Origin of the sequence: Sphingomonas sp. Leaf412, assembly GCF_001425405.1 — a bacterium.
Taxonomy (GTDB): Bacteria; Pseudomonadota; Alphaproteobacteria; order Sphingomonadales; family Sphingomonadaceae; genus Sphingomonas.
This window is the reverse complement of record NZ_LMQP01000003.1, coordinates 787,673-792,782: the sequence shown is the minus strand read 5'-3', so window position 1 is coordinate 792,782 and position 5,110 is coordinate 787,673. Positions and strand designations below refer to the sequence as shown.

The 5,110-nt window shown below is 73.5% G+C and carries 6 protein-coding genes; 2 read left to right on the top strand and 4 right to left on the bottom strand.

Translation table 11 applies throughout. The features are described 5' to 3' along the window. Window positions 1-108 precede the first annotated feature (108 nt). Window positions 109-1,854: a hypothetical protein gene (locus ASG29_RS10945; protein ID WP_055983651.1), complete on the bottom strand. Its 1,746-nt coding sequence runs from the start codon at window positions 1,852-1,854 to the stop codon at window positions 109-111. Next, on the bottom strand, window positions 1,835-1,972 hold the full coding sequence (locus ASG29_RS17215; protein ID WP_200932432.1) for a hypothetical protein: 138 nt from the start codon (window positions 1,970-1,972) through the stop codon (window positions 1,835-1,837). The genes ASG29_RS10945 and ASG29_RS17215 overlap by 20 nt, the downstream gene beginning before the upstream one ends. Window positions 1,973-2,061: 89 nt before the next feature. Here ASG29_RS17215 and ASG29_RS10940 point away from each other — a divergent pair, with 89 nt between their 5' ends. Together ASG29_RS10940 and aroB are read left to right on the top strand one after the other, a co-directional pair. Next, window positions 2,062-2,613, top strand: coding sequence for a shikimate kinase (locus tag ASG29_RS10940; RefSeq protein WP_055983649.1), 552 nt, complete (start codon window positions 2,062-2,064; stop codon window positions 2,611-2,613). Beyond that, window positions 2,610-3,707 carry a 3-dehydroquinate synthase gene (gene aroB / locus ASG29_RS10935; RefSeq protein ID WP_055983647.1) on the top strand — a complete coding sequence of 366 codons (1,098 nt, stop codon included), beginning with the start codon at window positions 2,610-2,612 and terminating at the stop codon, window positions 3,705-3,707. Before ASG29_RS10940 ends, aroB begins: the two co-directional genes overlap by 4 nt. Window positions 3,708-3,852: 145 nt before the next feature. Here aroB and ASG29_RS10930 read toward each other — a convergent pair whose 3' ends face one another. After that, the gene (locus tag ASG29_RS10930) at window positions 3,853-4,134 is read right to left on the bottom strand and encodes an ETC complex I subunit (protein WP_055983645.1); all 282 of its coding nucleotides are present in this window, start codon (window positions 4,132-4,134) and stop codon (window positions 3,853-3,855) included. A 9-nt stretch (window positions 4,135-4,143) separates the two neighbouring features. Then, window positions 4,144-5,110 (bottom strand): ATP-dependent helicase C-terminal domain-containing protein (locus tag ASG29_RS10925; protein ID WP_321163192.1); only part of this gene is annotated, 967 nt, incomplete at its 5' end.

Here is a 5,110-nt window from a genome sequence, read left to right as displayed (position 1 = left end):
GGGGGGGGGGGGGGGGGGGGGGGGAGTGCGACAAGCGGTGCCGTCTGTGGCACCCCCCCTCCACCAGCCTGCGGCTGGTCCCCCTCCCCGTGCCGGGGAGGATAGGTTTCAGAGCCGCGCAATCGCTTCCGCCGCGATCATCCGCGCCTCGCCCTCCATGCCCACGGCGCGCAGCGCGGCGACGATACGGTACAGATGTTCGGGCGGGACGCCGGTCCAGTCGCTCGTCTGCATGCCGATCGCGGCGAGCAGGACGACGGTGCCCGCCTGCCGCTCGCGCACGGCGCGATCGATCGCGCGGGTCCAGGGGGTCGCCGCGCCGATCTTCACGTCCAGCGACGCTGCCGATTCCTCGACCTGCGCGGCCGACAGCCGCCCCAGTCCGGCAAGCCCGGCGAAGAACAGCTGCCGCTTGCGCGCCGACGCGGCGCCGGTCGGGGCGTAATCGTCCGGGTCCGCGCGGCGACCGTCCGCATCCGCCAGCACCAGCATCGCCCAGCCGTCGCCACCGACGGGGACGACCCCGCGCCAGCGCTCCGCCGACTGCCCCAGCCCCGCGGTTAGCATCGACGCGATCAATCGGTCGCTGCCCTCCGTCTCCGGCGCGGGCACCACGCGGGCCGCCGCCCGCGCGGTCAGGATCAGGCGGGCGTGGCGTGCCGCGGGCGTCGCCGCACCGTCCCACAATTTCCTCATCGCCGACAGCCGCGCGTTGCGGTCGCCGCCCACATAGGCGTCGCGCAGCGTCGCCGCATCGCCGCGCACCGCGCCGGGCGCGGCCTCGTCGTCGGCGACCGCGGAATACAGGTCGACGAGCGCGACGTTCGACAGCACGCCCAACGCCGCCGCCCGCTCCGCCGGCGCGACGCGTTCGGCGAGCGGGATCGCGGGCGCCAGCGCGCGCCAGCCCGCGACCTGCGGCCCGACGGTCGCATACAGTTCGTCGGGCACCGCCACGCCGGTGGCGGTGGCGAGGCCGAAACGCCACGCGGTCAGCTCCGTCACCGGTCCCCATTCGATCGTGATCGCCTGCCGGCTGTTCAGCGCCGCGCCGCTGACCTTCTGCGCCAGTTGCAGGTCGATCCCGCTCGCCACGCGGCGGCGGCGGACGTCGGCGATCAGCGCCGGGCCCTTGCCCGTGCCGCCCAGCGCCGCGCACATCGCGCGCGCCACGATCCAGCCGCGTTCGCCGGTCCCCGCCGTATCGGCCAGCGGGCACAGCCCACCGGGGTCCGCGGTCGCCAGCGCGGCCTGCATCCACACCTGCCGCAACTTCGGCGTCACATTCTCGGTATCGACGCCCTGCGCGACCGCGCGCGCCGACACCGATTCTCCCATCCGCAGCAGCAGCCACGCACGTTCCGCGGCGAAGTCCGCGCCATTGACGCCCGCGGGCGTATCCACCTGCGCGACCAGCACGCGGCGCAGCGCGATCGACAGCCAGCGCGACGGCAGCGGCGCGGACAGCCGCCGCATCAGCACTTCCAGATAGCGCCCATCCGCGGCGCCGAAGGCATCGGCGGCGACGCCCGGCTGCGCCACGCCCACCTGCGCCAGCGAGCGGCGCGCGAAGGCGGGAAGCTGATACGGGCTGACCGTGCTGGTCGGCGACGGCGAAGGGCTGGGCGAAACGCCGGGCGACGGGGTCGCGGTCGGCGTCACGCCGGGCAGCGGCTGGACGAACACGCCCGGCCCCACCGGCGCGGGCGACGCGACGGTCGGGGTCGGCGACGGCGCGGGATCGCCGAAACCGGGCGGAAGGAGGGATTCGGGGCGATCCTGCGCGATCCCGGCCGCGCCGATCCCCAGCGCGGCGGCGGCGACCGCCGCCAGCCTAGCCCGCGAGGTTGCCAAGCTCGACCGCCTTTTCGACCCGCGACGTCGGCTGCTCGCCCGCGCGGCCCGACAGGAAGAACAGGACGCCGACGACCAGCGCCAGCACCACCACAACCGAGACGATCAAGCGAGCCATAATCAACCTTGTCCACGCATCACGGTGCGCACGACCACGGGAACCCCCGAGTTGCCCGCACCCAAGGGCGCTGTATAGCCGGCGGCACGATGATGCAAAGCCCGCCGATCCCGCACGATGCCCCGCCCGTCTGGCGGGGACAGCCGATCGTGCTCGTCGGGCTGATGGGCGCGGGCAAGTCGACGGTGGGGCGCCGGCTCGCCACGCGGCTGGGGCTGCCCTTCGTCGATGCCGATACCGCGATCGAGGAGGCCGCGGGGATGAGCATCGCGGACATCTTCGAACGGTTCGGCGAGGCCTATTTCCGCGACGGCGAACGGCGCGTGATCGCGCGGCTGATCGACGGGCGCGCGAAGGTGATCGCGACAGGGGGGGGCGCGTTCGTCAACGACGCGACGCGCGCGCTGATCCTGTCCGACGCGCTGGCGGTGTGGCTCGACGCACCGGTCGAGGTGCTGGCGGAGCGCGTGCGGCGGCGCGACACCCGCCCGTTGCTGCGCGATCGCGATCCCCTGGTCGTGCTGCGCGACCTCGCGGCGGTGCGGAACCCCCTGTATGCGCTGGCGCCGGTCCGCGTGCCCAGCGCCCATGCGCCGCACGACAGCACGGTGCGCGCGATCCTGGAGGCGATCGGACGATGACGATAGTTCCCGTGAAGCTGGGGGACCGCAGCTACGACGTGGTGATCGAGGCGGGCGTGCTGGCGCGCGCCGGCGAACGGATCGCGCCGCTGGCGGGCGGACGGCCGGTGGTGATCGTGGCGGATGCGAACGTGGCGATGCACCGGGCGGTGCTGGAAACGTCGCTGCATGCCGCGGGGATCGCGACGCAGGCGATCGAGGTCGCGCCGGGCGAGGGATCGAAGAGCTGGGCGACGCTGGCGCGCGTCGTCGACGACCTGCTGGCGCTGGGCGTGGAGCGCGGCGATCACGTCGTAGCGCTGGGCGGCGGGGTGATCGGCGACCTGGTCGGTTTCGCGACCGCGATCATGAAGCGCGGCTGCGGGTTCGTGCAGGTGCCCACGACGTTGCTGGCGCAGGTCGATTCGTCGGTGGGGGGGAAGACGGGGATCAATGCGGCGGCGGGCAAGAACCTGGTCGGCGCGTTCCATCAGCCGAAGCTGGTGCTGATCGACCCCGACGTGCTCGACACGCTGCCGGCACGGCAGGTGCGGGCGGGCTATGCGGAGGTCGTCAAATACGGCCTGATCGACGATGCGGATTTCTTCGGCTGGTGCGAGGCGAACGGGGCCGCGTTGCTGGCGGGGGATCCGGCAGCGCGCAGCCATGCCATCGCGCATTCGGTCGCGGCGAAGGCGCGGATCGTGGCGGCGGACGAATATGAGACCAACGGCATGCGGGCGCTGCTGAACCTGGGCCATACGTTCGGCCATGCGCTGGAGGCCGAGGCGGGCTATTCCGACCGGTTGCTGCACGGCGAGGCGGTGGCGGCGGGGTGCGGGCTGGCGTTCGCCTTCTCGGCGGCGACCGGGCGGTGCGACGCGGGCGATGCCGAGCGAGTGGCGGCGCACTGGCGGGTCAGCGGGTTGCCGGACGGGCTGGCGGCGAGCGGCGTCACGGCGTCGCCGGCGCGGCTGGTCGAGCATATGCGGCACGACAAGAAGGGGAGCGGGGGGCGGATCCCGTTCCTGCTGGCCCGCGGGATCGGGGCGACGTATCTCGACCGGACGGTCGAACTGGACGAGGTGGAGGCGTTCCTGGCGGGGGCGGGTTAGCCTCGCCCCAACCCCAAGATGCCTCCCCGGCGAAGGCCGGGGTCCAGTTGGGAAACGGTCGTAACAACGCACTACGTATTATTACATCTGCCTTCCCAACTGGACCCCGGCCTTCGCCGGGGAGACAGGAAGAAGACAGTGTATTCTACCGGAAATTGTCGGCGTAGGCCTGCAATTTCAACGTCTTCGTCGGTGACGGGATGACGGTGTAGGCCAGCCCCTCGCGCTCGGCATAGGCGATCGCGGCCTCGCACGTCGGGAAGCGCAGGCGCAATTGGTCGCGGGTGTCGCCGCTGCCCGCCCAGCCGGTCAGCGGATCGGGCTGCTTCGCCTCCGCCGGTTCGTATTCGAGTTGCCACGCGTCGGTACGGGCCGTGCCGGACTGCATGGCGTTTTTCGGGCGCTGGAAGATACGGGCGGTAGGCATGAGCGTTCCTTAGCGCGACGATCCGCGGCGCGCATCCGCATTTTTGGTCCTGAGCGTCGCCGCCGCCGCGGCGGGATCGTCGGGCCACGGATGGCGCGGATAGCGGCCGCGCATCTCCTTCGCCACCGCGCCCCAGCTGCCGCGCCAGAAACCGGGCAGGTCGCGCGTCGTCTGGATCGGGCGGCCCGCGGGCGAGGTGAGCGAGAGGACCAGCGGCACCCGCCCCTCCCCCACCACCGGATGCGCGTCGAGCCCGAACAGCGCCTGCACGCGCAGCTCCGCGGTCGGCCCCGCCTCCGCGCCGTAGTCGATCGCATGCGTGCTGCCCGCCGGACTGGTGAAATCGGCGGGGGCGAGGCGGTCGACCAGCCGCATCGCGTCCCAGCCCGCGAGGGTGCGCAGCGCATCGGTCAGCGCGCCGGGCGGGATCGCGTCGAGCCGCCGCCGCCCCTCGACCAAAGCGGGCAGCCAGTCGTCGAGCCGGGCGAGCAGCGTCGCATCGTCCAGCGCGACGCCCGCGAAGGCGGCGCGCCGGCGCAGCGCGCGGGCGCCGTCGCTCCACGGCAGCAGGTCGACGCCGTGGGTGCGCACGCCCTCCACCAGCGCGGCGGCGATCGCGGCCGGGTCCGCCTGCGTATCGGGACCGCTCGACAGCCGGATCGCGCCCAGGCGGCGGTCGCGCGACGGCTGTACCGCGCCGGTAGCGGGGTCGAAGACGACGATGCGGTGAGTGGCGATGCGGTCGGCGAACAATGCCTCCACGTCGGCGAGGTCGATCGCGGCGGCGGCGAGGATGCGCGCGCCCGCGGCCATCCCCTGCGTCTCCGCGACCGCGAGCCATTCGCTGCGCGCGAGCGGCGACGCGGGGTCGAGCCGGAAGCCGCGCCCGCCGACCGAGGCCCAGCGCTCGCCCGATGCGTCGCGGCGGCGCGCGATGCGATCGGGGAAGCCGAGGGCGATGGGCACTCCTAGCCCC

Coding starts and splice junctions, on each gene's coding strand:
- ASG29_RS10940 (WP_055983649.1), top strand. CDS start 2,062: ATGATGCAAAGCCCGCCGATCCCGCACGATGCCCCGCCCGTCTGGCGG.
- aroB (WP_055983647.1), top strand. CDS start 2,610: ATGACGATAGTTCCCGTGAAGCTGGGGGACCGCAGCTACGACGTGGTG.
- ASG29_RS10930 (WP_055983645.1), bottom strand. CDS start 4,134: ATGCCTACCGCCCGTATCTTCCAGCGCCCGAAAAACGCCATGCAGTCC.
- ASG29_RS17215 (WP_200932432.1), bottom strand. CDS start 1,972: ATGGCTCGCTTGATCGTCTCGGTTGTGGTGGTGCTGGCGCTGGTCGTC.